Raw genomic sequence first — 16,755 nt, forward strand, 5'->3', positions numbered from 1 at the left:
TCGCGGCGGCCCGCGGCGAGGAAGGCGGCCTTTCCCCGGAGGTTCGGGAGGGCGGGGGGCTCGAGGGGGAGCACCGGGCGCAGCAGCGCGCCCCCGGCCAGCGCCTCGGGGTGCAGCAGCATCAGCGCGGCGGCGATGTTGGCGCCGTTGGAGTAGCCCAGGGCGTACACCCGGCCCGCGTCGAAGCCGTAGCGCTCGGCGGCGTCCTGCACGAAGCGGGCGAGGTCGGCGGCCTGGGCCTTGAGGTCGGCCTCGTCGAACACGCCCATCGCCAGCCGCCGGAAGAAGCGGGGAGCGCCGTTCTCGAGCACCTTCCCGCGCGGCGAGAGCAGCTTGGCGGCGGGGGCGAGCTCGCGGGCCAGCCCGATCAGGTCGTGCTCGTTGCCCCCGGTGCCGTGCAGCACCAGCAGCGTGGCCCGTGAGCTCCCCGGCTCGAAGCGGTGGACGAAGCCCAGCTCGGCGGTCATGGACGCACCTCGGCCTCGGGCAGGCGCAGCTCCGGCAGCACGGCCTCGATGCGCGCGCGCTGGGGCTCGAGCCACGGCGGCAGCACCAGCTTCTCGCCCAGGCGGGCGGGCTCCTCGTCCACGGCGAAGCCGGGGCCGTCGGTGGCGAGCTCGAACAGCGCCCCGCCCGGCTCGTTGAAGTAGACCGACTTGAACCAGAAGCGGTCGATCTGCGGCGTGGCCTGCATCCCGGCGGCCTCGATGCGGGCGCGCACGGCCATCTCGTGGGCGGTGTCGTCCACCCGCCAGGCCAGGTGGTGGATGCTGCCCCGGCCCCAGCGGCCCTGCGGCAGGTTGGGCAGCTCCTTGATGTCGAGGAAGTTGCCCGAGCCGCCGCCATTGACGACGAAGCGGTTCCAGCCCTTCTCCTGGCCCGCGCTCACGAAGCCCAAGGCCTGGCTCAGGAACTGCGCGGTGGGGTAGAGCTCGCGCTCCCACAGCCGCGCGCCGTGCAGGCCCATGATCTGCTTGTCCTCGGGGACGGTGCTGTGCTCCCAGGGGGTGAAGGGGCGGGGGGCGCTCTCCACCAGGGCGACCTCGAGGCCGTCGGGGTCCTGGAAAGGCAGGGCCCGCTCCCCGAAGCGCACCTCTCCCTCGCCCAGCTTGACCCCGTAACGCTGCAGGCGCTCGCCCCAGAACTCCAGGCTGCCCTGCGGCACGGCGAGCTGCACCTCGACGGCCAGGCCGGTGCCCTTGCGCGGGGCGGCCAAGTTCTCCCAGGGGAAGAAGGTGAGGTCGGTGCCGGGCCGCCCCTCGGCGTCGGCGTAGAAGAGGTGGTAGGTGCCGGGGTCGTCCTGGTTGACGCTCTTCTTCACCAGCCGCATCCCCAGAACCCCGGCGTAGAAGTCGAGGTTGCGCTGGGCCTTGGTGGCCATCGCGGTGACGTGGTGCAGGCCGTTCACCCCGCTCATGCCCGCACCTCCGCGCCCGGGTGGGCGATTTTGGGCAGGGCCAGTTCGATCTGGGCACGGCTGGCCTCGAGCCACGGCGGCAGCTTGAGGCTGCTGCCCAGCGCCTCGAAGGGCTCGTCGGCGGTGAAGCCGGGGATGTCGGTGGCGACCTCGAAGAGCGCGCCGCCGGGCTCGCGGAAGTAGACCGAGCGGAAGTACTGCCGCTCCCGCACCTCGGTCACGCGCAGCCCCAGGCCCAGCAGCTTCTCGCGCAGCGCGATTTGGGCCGCGTCGTCGGGGACGCGGAAGGCGACGTGATGAACCGTGCCCACCCCGTCCCGCGCGGCCAGGAACCCTCCCGCCTCCCGCACCTCCACCGCGCCGAACCCGCCCTCGGGCACCATCACGGTGACGTTCTCACGCTGCGTCTTCACGCGGTAGCCCATGGCCTCGAGCGTCCGCACGCTCGGCCCGGCCCTGAGCACCCACATCTGCGCGGTGTAGACGCCCCGGACCGCGTGCTCGGCGGGGACCGGCATCGCCTCCCAGGCGGTGGCCTCGGGCGCGTGGGGGGTGGCGACGAGCTCGAGCTGCAGCCCGTCGGGGTCCTTGAACGCCACGACCTGAGCGCCTTCCCGCTCGAAGGGGCCGCTGTACGCCACGCCCTTCTCCATCAGGCGGTGCAGCCAGTAGCCCAGCGAGCTTTGGGGGATCGCCAGGGAGACCACCCCCACCTGATGCACGCCCGCCCGTCCGGGCGCGGCCTGCGGCCAGGGGAAGAAGGTCAGGATGGTGCCGGGCCGGCCCAGCCCGTCGCCGTAGTAGAAGTGGTAGGTGCCGGGGTCGTCGAAGTTGACGGTGAGCTTGACCAGGCGCAGTCCCAGCACCTCGGCGTAGAAGTCCAGGTTCTTCTGGGGGTCGCCCGCCATCGCGGTGATGTGGTGAATTCCGGTGACGTTTTCCATTGCACGTCCTCCTCGAGTGCAACCTCACCAATGATGTTAAACATAGTGCTATAAAAAATCAAGCATAGCGGTCAGCTTACCGTGAAGCCGTAGCGCTGCAGGGCTTCCTGCAACTCCGCCAGGCGCGGGTTTTTCAGCGTGCGGGCGTCGTCGCCGGGTTTCCAGTGGCCCTCGAGTTCCCCCACCGCCACCATCGGGAACTTGAGCTTGCCGCCGTTCATGGCCCGCACGGCCTGCTCGGCCTCGGGGTCGCGCTCCACGTCGTGCAGCTCGAAGGGGATGCCGCTCTGCTGGAGGTACTTGCGAAACCCCAGCGTCAGCGGGCACCACTCGGTCCCGTAGACGAGCACCCTAGCCATCGCGCCCCACCTCGAGCGCTGCCCCCTCGGCCTCGAAGCCGGTCTCGAGGTGACTGTTGTCGCAGAAGGGCTTGTTCTTGGAGGCCCCGCAGCGGCACAGCGCGGCGCGGGTGCCGCGGAAAATCACCTCGCCGTCAGGGGTTTTGAACTCGAGGGCCCCCCGCACATACACCGGCCCGTTCGGGACGAAGCGCAGGCTGATCCCCTGCGGCACGGCCTCGCCGGGCCCGCCGTCCAGCCGCACGTACTGGAGCGCCCCGCTAGGGCAGCGCCCGATCACCTCGGCGATCCGGTCGGGCGTGGCGTGCTGCGGCTGAACCCAGGGCCGCTCCCCGCGCCTGAACACCTCCGGCAGGCCCCGCACGCACTCCTGAGCGTGGATGCACAGGCGCGGGGCGTAGTACACCACGATTCCCTCGGCGGGATACTGGCGCTGATCCATGCCTGAGTCTATGCCGCCTCCGGGCAGGGCCATTGGAATGTGGCGAACGCTCTCGAGGGGGTGTCAGCCGTCAGCGGTCAGCCTTCAGCGGTCAGCGAGAGGCTAGTGGCCTGTGGCCGATAGTTTGTCGAGGGCCAAGGGTCGAGGGTCGAGGGCCAGGGCGTCTCGCGTCTTGCGTTTGGCGTTTTGCGTCTGGCGTACGACGTAGGACGTACGACGCGCGTCCGGCGTTTGACTCTCAGCCATCAGCTCTCAGCCATCAGCTATCGACTATCGACCATCGACTATCCGCTCTCCTACGGCACTACCCGGAAAATACGCCCGTCCCCCGGCCCTACCCGGATCGCCTCACCCAGCGCGAAAACCCGCCCGTTCAGCAGGTCGCGCAGCCGCGCGGGCTTGGCCGAGGTCACCGCGATGTCCTGGCTGCGCTGCACGTCGCGGTTGACCACCACCACGTATTCTTCCGCACTGCTGCCGCGCCGCAGGGTGCTCACGTAGTGGCGGGGGTCTTTGGATTGGGGGAAGAACTCGTCGCTCACGCGCTCGAGCCCCGCCAGCAGCCCCTTGATGGGCTGGATGCGCTCGGAGAAGTCGCCGGCTTCGTCGAGGAGTTCGGGGTTGTCGCCCAGGCCGCGCCAGGTCTGGAAGCTCGACCAGTGGAAGTAGAAGATGCCGTCGGCGCCCTCGCCCAGGGCCATCCAGTTCATCGCGCGCAGTTCGGCGCGGCTGGGCTCGCGCAGCTTGTAGCCCTCCCAGTCGGTGCCGTGGGTCTGCAGCAGCACCCACAGGGGTCGGCCCTCGAGGTAGCGGCTGTAGGTGCGGACGTAGTCCACGAAGTCCAGGTCGCTGAAGAAGCCGCGCATGGTGAAGTCGCCGGGCTTGCTCTCCTGGGTGAAGGGGTAGACGTCGATGAGCACCACGTTGGGCCGGCACTCGCGCACCAGGCTCTGCCGCCCCTCGTCGGTGCCGATGAACACGCCGGTCACGGCGCGGGCGGGGTCGGCTTCGCGGAAGGCCTCGGTGATCTTGCACACCCGGCTTTTCAGCTCGGCGCCGGGCTCGTCGTAGAGCACGTAGCCCAGCAGGCTCCTCTCGCCCTGCACCCGGCCCACGACCTCCCGGGCCGCCTTGCGGGCCTGCTCCGGGGTGTCGGGGAAGGTGCGCCCGCCGTCGCCCCACCAGTTGCGGTCGAGCTCGTAGGCGGGGGCGAACAGCAGCTTGAAACCGCCCCGCTCGGCGACGCGGAAGAGGTCCTTGTCCTGGCCTTGCATCTGCACGATGGCCGCGTTCATCTTGCGCGCACCCAGGGCCTGCACCAGGTGCCTCATGCCCTGGGGGCCGTCCAGCACCACCGTGCTCGCGAAAACCCCCATCCAGAACGTATCGCGGTACCCGGGGCCGGTGCTGGCCGCCTGGCTTTCCCGCAGCAGCCCCAGCAGCAAGAGGCCCGTGAGCGCCAACCCCAGTTGAATGCGCGTAGTCCAGTTCATGCGGCCAGACTCCCTAGGACTCACCTTACCGGGCCGGATGAGGGCAACATTCGAGCAGGGCACAGAAGCCGGGACTATGTTTCGGGTGCAAAAAGAACCTCCCGGGATCTCCGGGAGGGGTTCTGGCGTGGCTGCGGTTATTCCAGGCTCAGCTCGCCTGAGCCTGAGCCGGAACGGGGGCCACGGCCTCGACCTCGATGCTGAACTTCACTTCCTCGCCCACCAGCAAGGCGCCGAGCTCGAGCACCTGGTTCCAGGTGAGGCCCCAGTCCTTGCGGTTGAGCCTGCCCTCGGCGCTGGCCCCCACGCGGGTCAGGCCCCAGGGGTCCTTGACCACGGGGGTGAGTTCGGCCTCGAGGGTCACGGGCTTGGTCACGTCGCGGATGGTGAGCTCCCCCTCGACGCGGTAGCGGTTGCCGCCGAGCGATTCGATCTGAGTGCTGGTGAAGCGGAGCTGGGGGTATTTCTCGGCGTCGAGGAAGTCGGGGGAGCGCAGGTGGGCGTCGCGCTGGGGCTCGCCGGTTTCGATGCTGGAGGCCTCGATGGCCACGTCGATCTTGACGGGCCGGCCCTGCTCGTCGACCTCTACGAGGCCGCTGATCTTCTTGAACTGGCCGCGCACCGTGAAGATGCCCATGTGTTTGACCGCGAAGGCTACGGTGGTGTGGCTAGGGTCCAGGTTCCACTGCATTGCTTCTTCCTCCTCATGCGGCGAGCGTATTGCTTTGTCGCCTGGACCGGATGCTAAAGCAGAGTGCTATAAAATGTCAAGCGATTAGGGTTACAAAGTAGGATGTGCTATACTGAGCTCAACTATGGCCGACCCTCATGCCCCCCACGACGATAACAGCTTTTGCCCCGTTTACGAGGCGATCAACATCCTGCAGGAGAAGTGGACCCTCCACATCATCCGCAGCCTGCTCGACGGGCCCAAAGGTTTCAACGAACTCGCGCGGGCGGTCGGCGGGTGCAACCCCGCGACCCTGGCCCAGCGGGTGGACAAGCTCGTGAGCCTGGGCATCCTCGAGAAGACCGTCCACTCCACCATGCCCCCCCGCACCAGCTACGCCCTGACCGAGTCCGGCCAGGCCCTGCAGGAGGTGGTCGAGGCCATTGACCGCTGGGGCAAGCATTTCCTCAAGGAACCCGTCGCTTGAGTTCAAATTGTTCTGCATTTACCAGTCTTATAACTTCTTGGGATTTGTAGGCATTCGTACAACCGAAGAGGGATGGTGGGTGTAGCGTGGTTTCATGCTAAAACCTGCCGAGCGTCCGCTGGAGCAGTTGCTCGAGCTGATGGGGCACAAGGGGGTTTTTGCCATCTTGCACAGCCTGCAGAGCGGCCCCTTGCGTTTTGGCGCTCTGCAACAGCTCACCGACCTTCCCCCCCGCACCCTCTCCCTGCGCCTCAAGGAGCTCGAGGAACTCCGCCTGATCAGCCGCACCGAGTACAACGAGGTGCCGCCCCGGGTGGACTACGCCCTCACCGAGCGCGGTCAGAGCCTGAGGCCCGCGCTCGAGGCCCTGGCGCGGTGGGAGGAGCAGAGCCGGTGAACCGCCGGGCATAGCACGCCGGCAGAGGCGGGAGGCTTATCGCCTTGCTGCCGGCGGCTTTAAGTCGCGCCATGGTGCGGGTGTTTTGCCGCTTCTCGCCCCTAGCAGGGGCTCGCGGACAGGCCGCTGGGCCCGGCGGCAAGGCCGGCTTTGGGGCGGCAGATCCGCCCGCCTGCGCCGGCCAGGCATTCCGTGAAGCGCTCTAATTCCCGCTCGTGAGCAGAAGCCCACGCTCGCCGCCGATCCAGACGTGCTCGGCGTCGAAGGCGAAGCCCGCGTGGAGCCGGGAGCTGGGGGCGAGCGCCCGGACGGAAGCGGTCGCGTCACGCCAGGTCGCGCCGCCGTCGCTGGTCTGGAGCAGCAGCGGCGAGGAACTGTCGGTCTTGCCCACCGCCCAGCCGTTGGTGCCGCCTGGGGCGAAGAAGACGTGGCGGAACTGGGCGTTCTCGCGCAGGGCGGGCAGGGTGGCGCGGGTCCAGCTCGAGTCCGGCCCCTTCTGCGGGTCGTTGGAGACGAAGATGTACGCCGAGGCCGGGGCATAGTCCAGCCCCCCGTAGGCCAGGCAGCGGGTCGCGCCGGCGCAGGTCACGCCCAGCGGCCCCAGGTCGCCCTCCACGCCCTTGAACTCGGCGCGGTAGAAGCGCCTGCCCCCGTCGGTGGAGATGCACACGCCCGGGTTGCCCGAGCCGCGCTGGTTGCGCGCGCCGTTGGGGTAGAGGATGAGCGAGAGATCGGGCGCGACGTAGGCGGGCTGGGTCAGGCGCGGCTGGATGCTGGTGCCGGGGTCGGAGTCGCACAGCCGCTTGTCGGCCCGCTGCAACTCCGCGAAGTTACGCGGCACCGAGGGCGAGACCGGGGACCACAGCGGCGACCACAAGGCCCCCGGGCCCGGCGCGTCGGTGCTGTCGTAGAGGGTTCGAAGGGTGAACAGCACCCAGCGCCCGTCGCGGGTGCCGATGCCCATTTGCTGGTTGAGGCCGAAGGTGCCCCCGCCGTCGAGGACGCCGATCTTGGCCGCGCTCCAGGAGGCGGGCTTGGTGATGTCCCCGGTCGCGCTGATGAAGGCGCCGCCCGCGCTCGAGGTGTGCACCACCAGCCGGTCGCCTACCTTGGTGAAGCCCAAAAAGCCCAGGTCGCCCAGCGTGCCCAGCGGCTCGGCGAACTTGGAGTCGCCGGTGATGAGGGTCGCGGTGATCTGCTTCCCGTCGCTGGCGTAGACGTGGCCGGGCCCTCCCGGCATGTCGGTGGAGATCACGCAGGCGTTGGCCGCCGCGCAGTAGATGCCCGTGACCCGCTCGTTCTCGTTAGGCAGCTTGACGGCCCGGAACGCCGGCTGCGCCCCGGCCAGGCCCGCCGTCAGGAGCGCCGTGAGGGCGCCCACCCCGAATGCCGATCTCGCGAGTTTGTTCATTGCTTCTCCTTTCTCCTGGCTCCCTCGAGCCTCGAGGCGATGGCTGGCCCGGCTAGGGCCCCTAGCAGATGCGGCTGACCTGTAGGACCACGAAGTCGGAGCCCTCGTTGTTCTGCGGGTCCCTCGCCTTCAGCCGCAGGCGAAGCGTGTCGCTGACCTCGCAGGAGCCGTAGGGGATGGAGTCGGTGGGCTTCCATCCGCCGTCGGCTGCCGGGGTGACGGGGTAGGTGGCGGCCCCCTGGCCCGTCTGGGGGTTGTAGCCCGTCGTCACGTCCCACGCCAGCGTGACCGCCCCGCCCTCGGGGTCGGTGGCGTTGCCCGCGAGCTGGATCACCGTGTCCGGCCCGATGCGGGTGCCGTTGAGAGGCTTGGTGATGTTGACCACGGGGGGCAGGTTGGCGGGCGGATCAATCACGTTGATGTTCACGGAGGCACTGCCGCTCCCGCCGTGGGAGTCGGTGCCGGTGAGGGTGAGGGTGCGGGGCCCGTTGGCGGGGAAGCTCAGGGTCACGTCGCAGCCGATGCGCGGCGAGGGGTCGCCCGCGGCGCTGCTGGTCCAGGAGAGCCCCGAGCAGGGGAGCTGGAAGCCCGCCTCGTTGGGGTCGTAGCTCACGCCGCGCAGGGTGTAATTCACGCCCCGGAAGAACTCCTGGCCGTTGAAAGGGGCGCTGATGGCGACGGTAGGCGGGGTGTTCACGACCTCGAGCTCGAGCGTCGCGCTCCCGGGCTTGCCCTTGCCGTCGGTGGCGGTGGCCGTGATGGTGCGCTTGCCCAGGGTGGTGAAGGCGTAGGCCAGCTCGGGCTGCACGCCGGTGGCGCTGCCGAGCTGGCCCTCGGCGCCGTCGGCGGGGTTGCTCGACTTGAAGCTCACCGTGCAGCAGTTCGCGCCCTCCTCGGGGTCGTTGACCTCGACCCGCAGGGTGCAGCACAGGCCGATGTCCCCCGTGGAGCCGCTGAGGAACTTCACCTGCGGGGCGCTGTTGTCCGAGCGGGCGATCTCGACGCTGTCGTCCCAGAGGTTGGTCTGGTAGTGCTTGGAGTAGCCCAGCACGTCGACCCTCACGCCCACGTTGCCCTGGATGCCGCCGTTGAGCTTCCAGATGGGGTCGCGGGGGTACTTGAGGTCGATGTGGACGAAGGGGGCGATCTCCAGCGTCGGCCCCACCACCCCGTAGAGCTTGAGCTCGCCGCGCAGGGCGGCCAGCGCCTTGACCTCCACCACGCCCGCGAGCGGGAAGGGCACGTTGACGGGGCCGGCGTGGAAGCCGTAGTTCAGCTCGCTGATGTTCTTCCAGCCGTCGTCGTACTTGGCCCCGGCCACCGCCGTGAGGGTCCCGCCGACCTCGTAGCTGATGACGGTCGTGACGGACCCGTCGGTGCGCAGCTCGAGGACGATCCTGGGGGTGATGACCACCGGCACCGGCCCGATGAAGAAGGTCTTGGGCGTGAAGTTGAAGACGGCCAGCGGGATGGTCTTCTTGAGGTTGAACCCGGCCTTGCCCGCGATCTTGAGCGCGGTGGTCTGCTTGAGGCCGACCTGGGCGAGGAAGTCGAGGTCGTTGTCGTAGACGCACAGGAAGCCGCAGTCGAGGTCGAGGTCCACCTTGATGACCGGCTTGAAGCGCAGCTCGCCGCTGACGGTGAGGGGCTCGAGGTTGCCCTCGCCGAGCTTCACGTCGATCCCCACCCGGAACTCCCCCTCCGCCTGGGGCGAGGGCCTGCCCAGCAGCCGCACCCCCGGGGTCAGGACGCTGACGGAGCCCAGGTCGGCCTCGGTCAGCTCCTGCTCGACGCTGAGCCTGCCCTTCTGCAGGGCGTCGCCGATCTGGGCCTGTGCGGTGCGCACCAGGGTCTTGCCGCCGGACTGCTCGAGGCCCGTCACCCTGCGCAGCAGCCCCTCGGGGGCCTTGGCCCCGGGCTCGCTGACCAGCACGTTGCCGGCCTGGAAGGCCGCCGCGGCGGAGCCCGCGAAGACCAGCGTGCCGTCGGGCTGGACCTCCTCGAGGGCCTGGCGCGCGGCCGGGTCGAGCACCCGGGTCTCCGGGCGCACCACCACCTGGGGCGGCGCGGGCGGCCGGGCGCAGGCCGCGAGGAGCAGGAGCAGGCTCAGGTACGCGTATATCTTCACTGATAACCCCCTTTTGCGGGTCTACCGGCCATTCCGCAGACCGCTCTTGGGACGGGAAACCCCGCCCCGGCCCTAGCAGATGCGGCTGACCTTGATCACGACGAAGTCGAACCCCTCGTTGTTCTGCGGGTCCTTCGCCTTCAACCGCAGGCGAAGCGTGTCGCTGACCTCACAGCCGCCGTAGGGGATGGAATCCGAGGGCTTCCAGTCGCCGTTGGCCGCCGACGTCACCGCGAAGGTCTGGGCGCCGGTCCCGGTGGAGGGGTCGTAGCCGGTGGTCACGTCCCACGCCAGCGTGACCGCCCCGCCCTCGGGGTCGGTGGCGTTCCCGGCGAGCTTGAGCGTGGTGTCCGGCCCGACGCTGACGCCGTCCTGCGGGCTGGTGATGTTGACCACGGGGGGCAGGTTGGCAGGCGGGTCGATCACGACGACGTTCACCGACGCGCTGGAGCTCCCGCCGTGGGAGTCGGTGCCGGTGAGGGTCAGCGTGCGCGGGCCGTTGGAGCCGAAGCTCACCGTGACGTTGCAGCCGGTCTTGGGGAGGCCGTCCCCGCCGGCGCTGCTGGCCCAGCTCAGGCTGGAGCAGGGGAGCTGGAAGCCGGCCTCGTTGGGGTCGTAGCTGACGCCGCGCAGGGTGTAGCTCACGCCCCGGAAGAACTGCTGGCCGCTGAAAGGGGCGTTGATGGCCACCGTGGGCGGGGTGTTCACCACGGTGACGGCGCGGCTGACGCTGGCGGTCGCGCCGGCGCTGTCGGTGGCGGTGACGGTGATGGTGCGGCTGCCCAGGCTGGTGGGGAGGTAGTCGACGCTGTAGCCGCTGCCCAGGTTGCCCTCCACGCTCGAGGTCCAGGTGACGGTGCAGCAGGGGAAGGGGTCTTCGAAGTCGCTGACGGCGGCCTCGAGGCGGCTTCCCAGGCCGATCTGCACCGTGCCGCTGCCGGGCGAGATGATCTGGATGCTGGGCGGGATGTTCCCCAGGACCTTCTGCACCGCGGCCAGGGCGTTGACGTACTTCCCCACCTTGGGGTCGGGGCTGGCGTGGGCGGTGCTCATGAGGATGTCCTCGACCTCCGAGGCGCTCAGCGAGGGCTTGGCGGCCCAGATCAGCGCGGCCACCCCGGCGGCGAAGGGGGAGGAGAAGCTGGTGCCGTTGATCCGGCGTGCCCGGTTGGCGGGGTTGTCGGGGTCGGGGCCCACCCAAAGGGTGTAGGGGGCGAAGATCTCCACGTCCCCGTCGTCGTCGCCGCCGTCGGAGGAGCTGTAGTTCGAGCCCGAGGCCCGGTTCTTGGAGTCCCAGGCCAGCCCGCCCACGCAGATGACCCCGCCGCTCTCGCAGGGCACGTGCCAGGTCTCCTCCCAGCACACCACGAAGCAGTCCTCGGCCTCGACGTTCTTGCCCTCGTTGCCCGCTGAGGCGAACAGCAGCGCCCCGCTCGAGCGCACGGCCCGGGTGGCGGCCTCGAGGGGCAGCGCCGTCCAGGCCAGCGCGGCCGGGACCGGTGCGCTGAAGCTCATGTTGATGACCTTGGCCCCGGCGATGCGGGCCTCGGCGAGCGCCCCGATGACGGTGAAGTAGTCGTAGGAGGTGTAGACGAGCACCAAGTCGGCCACGGGCCCGGCGGAGCCGGCCGCGCCGTAGCTGTTGTCGGGCACCCCGGCGGCGGCATGGGCCACCGCCGTGCCGTGCCAGGGGCAGTCGGACCCGCCCGAGCAGGAGAGCAGGTTCTCGCTCCCGATGGGGTTGACCAGGGGCACGTTGGAGATGGCCAGCCACCCGGCCGGGAAGTCCTCGTCGGGCTGGAAGCCCATGTCCAGGACGCCGATCTTCACCTTGTTCGACAGCTTCCCGGCCATCTCCAGCGCCCGCCAGGCCTCGGTCACCCCGATGTCCTGGGTGCCGCCGCCCCGCAGGTGCGGCCAGTTGAAGGCGTTGACGGTGTAGGCGGTGCCGCCGATGCTGTCCCCGGCGGGGGCCTCCACGGTGGCCCGGTCGGTGAAGAGGCCCCCCTGGCTCACCCAATTCACCCCGACGCTCAGCCCGCCCACCTGCTCCTGCGCGGCGGCGGCCAGCAGCTTGTGGGCGGCGGCGCTCGAGACCGCCAGCGCGCCCCGGCTGTCCTTGTCCAGCGCCCGCAGGTTGGCCGAGAGCTTGGCGGTGTCGGCGGCGTCGGCGCGCACCCGCACCAAATACTGCTTGCCGACCCCGCTCAACCCCGCGGCCGTGGGGTCGAAGGCCTTGAGCACCGTCCCCTGCCAGCGGGCCAGGAAGGCGTCGAGGGCGGCGGGGTCGTCGGTGGCGACCACCAGCTCGTTCTCCACGAACTCGGCCTGGTTGCCCTTGGCGTCGCGGACGGCGGCCAGCGGGCGCGGGGTGCTGCCGTCGAGCGGGGGGAGCGTGGGGAGTGGGGGCTGCAGGGTGGGGTCCTCGCTGACGGTGGGCGGCGGGAGCTGCTGGGGCTGCGGCCCCTGGCACGCCGCCAGGGCGATGGCGACGAATACGACGAGGGAATGCTTGTGCATGGACTTCCTCCTGTCCTGCCGGGCCTCAGCGCCCGATGATGAGTTGGGTGGTGAAGGAGCCGCTGACCTCGGCGGGCAGCGGCAGCCCGATGGTGCGGCCCGCCGAAAGCTCCCGCGCGGCGGTGGTGATTTTCCAGATCACGGTCTTGCCGTAGCCGTAGGCGACGTTGGGCCTGAACCTGACCACCGTGCCCTCGGCGTTCCACTCCAGGCTCCCCCCGACGATGGTCGAGCCGATCCTGACCTCGAGCGCCCCCTCCACGCTGGCGGCGTTCATCGCCTCGGAGAAGGTGAAGGTGATGGGGGAGCTGAGCGAGACGTTGAACGCGCCGTCGCGCGGGCTGACGCTGAGCAGGCGCGGGTTGAAGTTGGGGGTGGTGAAGCTGAACTGGTAGGCGGCGGCCAGGGCGTTGCCCGCGGTGTCCTTGGCCCCGGTGCTGAGGGTGATGGTGTAGGTGGTGAGCTGCTGGAGGGCCGCGTTGCAGCGTGCGCTGTTGGCGGTCCAGACCCAGGCGCAGCCGAGGGCGGGCTGGCTGAGGAAGGCCGCCTGCACCGACTGCTGGTCCATGGCCTCGCTGAAGTCGAGCTGGACGAAGCCGCGGTGGGTCTGGGGGTTGGCGTCCGTGGAGCGCGAGGCCACCGTGGGCGGGGTGGTGTCCGGGGTGGCCCGCAGCGAGAAGGCCACCCGGCCGGGGCCGGCGAGGGGGTTGCCGCCCTTGTCCTTCGCCGAGATCAGCAGCACGTGGGTCTTGCCGCTTTGGAGCTGGTCGGAGGGGGTGAACTGCACCTGGGTGTCGCCCTGGCCCCAGGCCGGGGTGCCGAAGTTCACCGGCGTGGGCGCCGTGCAGGCCGCGCTGGCCGGGGGATCGGTGCTCACGCACATCCCGATCTCGACCGAGCCCGGGTCCATCGGCTCGGAGAAGGTGAAGCGCAGGGCGGGCACCAGGCCCAGGTCCTGCGCCCCGTCGGCGGGCTCCGAGGAGACCAGCGCGGGGGCGACCATGTCCTTGGGCGTCACCGAGGCCACGGCGGAGGGGGCCGAGCGGTTGCCGCTGGCGTCCTGCGCGTCCACGGCGTAGAAGTAGGGCTTGCCGTTGTCGAGCCCCGCGACCTTGGCCAGCACCGCGGGCTTCTCGACGAAGAGGGTGGGCAGCAGCGCGTCGGCGGCGGTCCCGACGTAGACGGTGTAGCCCGCCAGGTCGGGCTCGGGGGACGGGTTCCACTCGACGAAGAACTCGCCGTCCCCTGGCGTGGCCTTGACCCCGCCGGGGGTGGCCGGGGGGGTGGTGTCCGGGGGCGGCACGGTCTGGAAGGCGAGGGTCGTGTCCCCGCCGAGGGGGTTGCCCGCCAGGTCCTTGACCCCGACGGCGAAGCTGTAGGCGGTCCCGGCCTGCCAGCCCCCGGGCGGGCTGAACACCGCGGTCCTCGAGTCGTTCCAGGCCGCCAGGCCCAGGGCTACGGCCGGGGTGGGGCTTACGCCGAGCGTCTCGGGCTTGACGGGCTCGGAGAAGGTGAGGACCAGCTTGGCGGTGAGGGCCACGTCGGTGGCGCCGTCGGCGGGAAGGCTCGAGGCGATGGTGGGCGGGGTGGTGTCGGGGCTCTGGCAGGCGGCCAGGGCCAGTAACCCGGCGAGAAGGACCCGCGGCTTCATCCTTCACCCCCTAGCCAGGCCGGCACGAATGCGAAGCGAATGAGTTTCATACGATTCTCCTCCCTGTCGCGGTCTGCTGTAACTTTGCCGCTTCTCCCGGCGGCAAAACCGGCCGGGCACCCCGCGAACCGCTCTAAGTAGCTCCGGCGGGAGTTTGTCAGGGGGCAGGGTGACAAACTCCCGCCGGAGCCCTCATTCTCCCTGTCGCTCCCGAGCATGCCGCCGCGCCAGGTTAGCCGCACGGCGGCTATGGCGTACGCCACCCCCTCGCGGCGGCATGTCCGCGAGGGCCGGTCGGGGTGACTTTTGCCAAAAGTCACCCTGGAGAAACTTAGTTGTCCCCCCGGACCCCGCCGGCCGGGAGCCGGACCAGCCAGATCCGCTCGGCCCCCGAGAAGTCGCGCTCGTCGGGGTCGGGCACCTCCATCTCCAGCAGCAGGTGGGGCCCCTCGAGCGAGGCCCGGAAGACCGCGACGGCCGCCCTCTCCCCGGGCTCGTACAGCCGGCCCTGGATGGCGCTCCCCCTGCCGGTGACCCCGCTCACCTCGAGGCGTTCCTCCCCGCTGCACAACTGCCCGCCCAGGTTCCCCTCCCGGTCGAGGCGCAGATCGAGCACGCAGCCCACCCCGCCGGCCTGCCCCGCGTAAGTGCCCGGCCAGCCTGCCGGAAACTCCGGGCCGGCCTCGCCCGCGAAAAGCGGCTTGTCCATGGCTTTCTCCTTGTCGTGGCGCACCCATCCCGACCCCAGCTCCTTCCTTGCCGTATGAGGCCCAGTGTGGGGGAGGCTTGGTCAAAAGGCGGTCAAAAATACGCCGGCGGCCGAGGGCCGGTAGCCCACCGCCGGGCGCCGAACGCCCGCGTGCTTTTTGTGCTCGAATGGCTCAGGCCGGGGGAGGGGCCGCCTGGAGGAGGGCCTCGAGCCCCGGCAGGACCTCGCCCACTTCCAGGAAGCGCTCCTGGGCCTCCTTGTACAGCCGGGTGGCGGCCTTGGGGCTTCCGGCCCGCTGGACGGCCCGCAGGCTTAGCTGTAGGAACCCGGTGTCGTAGGGTTCCATCTCGAGCAGGATCTGGGCCAGGCGGGAGGCCTCCTGGGGATCGCCCTCCAGCAGGGCCTCGACCCTGGAGCCCAGGGCCTGGGTCAGCGCCTCGCGCACGCCGCCGTGCCAGCCTTCCGCCAGGCGCTCGAGGTAGGGCCCGCGCCACAGCCGGGTGTCCCCGCCCCGCAGGAACTCCTCGGCGTCGGAGCGAACCGCCCCCAGGGCATAGCCGCCCGGGGTGCTCCGGACGGCGTCGGGGCCCAGGGTCATGCGGATGAGGTGGACCTGTTGCTTGAGCGTGGCCCTGGCCCTGTCCTCCTCGGCGGCGGGGTAGAACACCTCGGCGAGCTCGAGCCCGCTCACCTCGGCCCTCCCGGCGATGCGGGCCTCGAGCAAGTAGCACAGGATCTCCAGGCGCTTCCTGGCGCGCAGGGGGAGGGGCTCGCCCTCCCGCTCCAGCCCTACCCCGCCCAGCACCCGGATGGTCAGCAGGCTCCGGGGGCTGGGGGGCGGGTGGGGCGCGTCCGCCAGCGACGGGAAGTAGCGCTGGGCCAGCCGCGCCAGCCCCGTGAGGCCCTGGGCGGCGAACCACTCGTGGCGCTGGCGCGCGGCCTCGAGGTCGCCGCCGATGCGGTCGGCCTCCAGGGCGAAGCGCTCGGCCAGCTTGCGCTCGCGCTGCCGCGCGTGGGCCTCCCGGAGGGCCTGCAAGGCCTCGCCGGTGCGCCCGACGGCCTCCAGGGCCAGGCCGTAGGCGAACCAGGCCTCGGCCTGCTTGATCCCCTCGGATTCGCACAGCCGCAGGCACTCCTGGGCCGTCTCCAGCGCGGCCTGGGCGTACCCCGACTGCACCTGGGCGCGGCTGAGGTAGGCCAGGCTCGCGGCCAGGAACTTGACGTCGCGGCTGGCTCGAGACAGCTCGAGGGCGGCCTGGGCGTTTTTGAGGGCCAGGATGGGCCCGTGGGGCGGCTGCCAGGTGAGGTAGAGGCGGGCCAGCTTGAGGTGGCTCTCGGCCTGCCACTGCAGGTGGAGGCGGTGGCGCAGCAGCTCCTGCGCCTCGAGCATCAGCGCCTCGGCCTGCTCGAACTCGCCCTCGTCGGCCAGCACGTCGGCCAGGCGGAGCTGGACGACCGCGTAGCGCAGGGTATCCCCGGACTGCAAGGCCAGGGCCTTGGCCTCCTGGAGGCAGGCCTTGGCCCGCTCGCGCAGCCCCAGGGCGCTGGCGGTGCTGGCGTGGTTGATCAGGTTCGCCAGGGTGGCCTGCGTCGCGCCGGCCGAGCGGGCGAGCTCGAGGAGGCGCTCTTCGGTCTGCAGGGCCTGGGCGTGCTGCCCGCGGTAGGTCTGGATCTGGCCCTGGAGGTTGAGCGCGGCGATCTGGAGCGCCGGGGGGAGCGCCTCCAGGCCGGGCAAGCCCTGCAGGATGCGTTCGGCCTCGTCAAGGCGGTTCAAGAAGGCGTAGCCGGCCCCTACGGCGAGGCGGGTGCGGGGCCGGGCCCGGGCCTGGTAGCCCGGCTCCTGCTCCCACAGCCCGGCGGCGCGCTGCCATTGCCCGCTCTGGTCGGCGACGTAGATCTGGGTTTCCCACCAGCGCAGGGCGGTGTCCTCCGAGCGGGGCAGCCGCTGCAGGCAGGCCTCGGCCTCCCGGGTGTGGCCCTGCCCCGCCAGGAGTTCGGCCAGCAGCAGGACGGCCTCGGGGTCGGGGGGCACGGCCGACGCCGCGATCTCGGCGAGCTGGACCGCCCTCGAGGGGTCGGTGGCACGGAGGGCCAGGGCCGCCCGGAAAGCCCGCTCGGCCTGGGCGC

15 protein-coding genes are annotated in these 16,755 nt (G+C 70.6%); 2 read left to right on the forward strand and 13 right to left on the reverse strand.

Going from position 1 to position 16,755, the window contains the following annotated elements:
• The 7 genes from MEICH_RS24670 to MEICH_RS0110945 form a co-directional block, all read right to left on the reverse strand.
• On the reverse strand, positions 1–467 hold a 467-nt coding region (locus tag MEICH_RS24670; RefSeq protein WP_036218501.1), incomplete at its 3' end, for an alpha/beta hydrolase.
• A complete protein-coding gene (locus tag MEICH_RS0110920) occupies positions 464–1,417 on the reverse strand; it encodes a ring-cleaving dioxygenase (RefSeq protein WP_027892644.1) in 954 nt (317 codons plus the stop codon). The genes MEICH_RS24670 and MEICH_RS0110920, both read right to left, overlap by 4 nt.
• Positions 1,414–2,361, reverse strand: coding sequence for a ring-cleaving dioxygenase (locus tag MEICH_RS0110925; RefSeq protein ID WP_027892645.1), 948 nt, complete (start codon positions 2,359–2,361; stop codon positions 1,414–1,416). The genes MEICH_RS0110920 and MEICH_RS0110925 overlap by 4 nt, the downstream gene beginning before the upstream one ends.
• Positions 2,362–2,432: 71 nt before the next feature.
• Complete coding sequence (locus tag MEICH_RS24675) at positions 2,433–2,720, reverse strand: glutaredoxin family protein (RefSeq protein ID WP_036218502.1); 288 nt, start codon at positions 2,718–2,720, stop codon at positions 2,433–2,435.
• Positions 2,713–3,162, reverse strand: a complete 450-nt coding sequence (locus tag MEICH_RS24680; protein WP_036218503.1) for a (4Fe-4S)-binding protein — start codon at positions 3,160–3,162, stop codon at positions 2,713–2,715. The genes MEICH_RS24675 and MEICH_RS24680 overlap by 8 nt, the downstream gene beginning before the upstream one ends.
• 296 nt (positions 3,163–3,458) lie before the next feature.
• Positions 3,459–4,655, reverse strand: a complete 1,197-nt coding sequence (locus tag MEICH_RS0110940; RefSeq protein ID WP_157202736.1) for a beta-galactosidase — start codon at positions 4,653–4,655, stop codon at positions 3,459–3,461.
• Between the two features lie 148 nt (positions 4,656–4,803).
• Entirely contained in the window at positions 4,804–5,346 is a 543-nt protein-coding gene (locus MEICH_RS0110945) for a YceI family protein (protein WP_027892647.1), read from the reverse strand.
• 124 nt (positions 5,347–5,470) lie between these two features.
• Here MEICH_RS0110945 and MEICH_RS0110950 point away from each other — a divergent pair, with 124 nt between their 5' ends.
• Positions 5,471–5,812, forward strand: a complete 342-nt coding sequence (locus MEICH_RS0110950) for a winged helix-turn-helix transcriptional regulator (protein ID WP_027892648.1) — start codon at positions 5,471–5,473, stop codon at positions 5,810–5,812.
• A 94-nt stretch (positions 5,813–5,906) separates the two neighbouring features.
• Positions 5,907–6,209, forward strand: a complete 303-nt coding sequence (locus MEICH_RS0110955; RefSeq protein WP_027892649.1) for a winged helix-turn-helix transcriptional regulator — start codon at positions 5,907–5,909, stop codon at positions 6,207–6,209.
• Positions 6,210–6,411: 202 nt separating this feature from the next.
• On the opposite strand, the gene MEICH_RS0110960 is transcribed toward MEICH_RS0110955, so the two are convergent.
• From MEICH_RS0110960 to MEICH_RS24690, 6 genes are all read right to left on the reverse strand, one after another.
• Entirely contained in the window at positions 6,412–7,620 is a 1,209-nt protein-coding gene (locus MEICH_RS0110960; protein WP_157202737.1) for a beta propeller repeat protein, read from the reverse strand.
• Between the two features lie 61 nt (positions 7,621–7,681).
• Complete coding sequence (locus MEICH_RS0110965) at positions 7,682–9,748, reverse strand: hypothetical protein (RefSeq protein ID WP_027892651.1); 2,067 nt, start codon at positions 9,746–9,748, stop codon at positions 7,682–7,684.
• 72 nt (positions 9,749–9,820) lie between these two features.
• Entirely contained in the window at positions 9,821–12,268 is a 2,448-nt protein-coding gene (locus tag MEICH_RS24685; protein WP_051304108.1) for a S8 family peptidase, read from the reverse strand.
• A gap of 25 nt (positions 12,269–12,293) precedes the next feature.
• Entirely contained in the window at positions 12,294–13,919 is a 1,626-nt protein-coding gene (locus MEICH_RS0110975; RefSeq protein ID WP_027892652.1) for an Ig-like domain-containing domain, read from the reverse strand.
• Positions 13,920–14,250: 331 nt separating this feature from the next.
• On the reverse strand, positions 14,251–14,628 hold the full coding sequence (locus MEICH_RS0110980) for a hypothetical protein (protein ID WP_157202738.1): 378 nt from the start codon (positions 14,626–14,628) through the stop codon (positions 14,251–14,253).
• Between the two features lie 172 nt (positions 14,629–14,800).
• A partial coding sequence (locus tag MEICH_RS24690) for an AfsR/SARP family transcriptional regulator (RefSeq protein WP_036218504.1) occupies positions 14,801–16,755 on the reverse strand: 1,955 nt, incomplete at its 5' end.

Origin of the sequence: Calidithermus chliarophilus DSM 9957 (genome assembly GCF_000430045.1) — a bacterium.
In the GTDB taxonomy this organism is placed as follows: Bacteria; Deinococcota; Deinococci; order Deinococcales; family Thermaceae; genus Calidithermus; species Calidithermus chliarophilus.